The organism is Vibrio sp. TRT 17S01 (genome assembly GCF_050113695.1).
Classification (GTDB): Bacteria; Pseudomonadota; Gammaproteobacteria; order Enterobacterales; family Vibrionaceae; genus Vibrio.
Genome location: NZ_JBNJOG010000063.1, coordinates 1 through 796, shown reverse-complemented (window position 1 = coordinate 796; position 796 = coordinate 1). Strand labels below are relative to the sequence as shown.

Genomic DNA, 796 nt, shown 5'->3' with positions numbered 1-796 from the left:
GTTTTGGGTTAGTTTAGTGTTTACGGTGTTCAATTTGAGTTGTGTGGTAGCGTGGTTCACACCTTAATTGGGCGTTAGGGTAATTATGAACCAAATAGCTAAATATATTATAGGCATCTTACTTATATTTGGAGTTAGTGAAGTGATGGCTCAAAAAGAATCAAGGATTGATGTAAATCAGGCAGTTGAAAATCCAGCTCTAGTTGCTGCAATGGATCGTGTTGCTCGGGAAGGGTCAGATGCGGCTAAAGATGAGCTTCTAAAGCAGCTTTTGCAGGCAAATTATTTAGCCGCGGTGTTTACTGATGGTCTAAAGTTATCGTCTGATGACAGCAATCAGCGAACATTAGAAAAAGGTAGTACTTTTGGTGTTTTATCTGCCGAAAGTGCGGGCAAAAATTACTTGGTTTTATTCACAGACTGGAATGCTTTAAGTCAATATACGGAGCAAAAGGTTTCAGGGTGGATCTTGCCTAGCAAAGACGTATGGTTATTCGCACTTGAGAGCAGTACCTATGATGGCGTTGTGATTAACCCAGCTCATAATGCGCTTCCTATAGAGCGGTCCATGCTCGAATATCTATCACACCACGCAAGTCAATTACCCTAACAAAGCATTTAAGAGTGATTCGCCACGCTTGGCATTTTTGGTTTGGCTTAGTTCAGTGATTTTGATGGTCAAATTGAGTTTTGTGGATGTGTGGCTCACACCTTAATGCGGCGTTATGTTGTTGGAGGCTAACAATGAAATATTGGTTACTACTATTGGTATCAATTCTACATTCAGGTTTAAGTT

1 protein-coding gene is annotated in these 796 nt (G+C 40.5%); it reads left to right on the top strand.

What is annotated here, in order from left to right; translation table 11 throughout:
• Window positions 1-85: 85 nt before the first annotated feature.
• Window positions 86-610, top strand: a complete 525-nt coding sequence (locus ACQEXS_RS22480) for an SseB family protein (RefSeq protein WP_243191920.1) — start codon at window positions 86-88, stop codon at window positions 608-610.
• The last annotated feature ends 186 nt before the right edge of the window (window positions 611-796 follow it).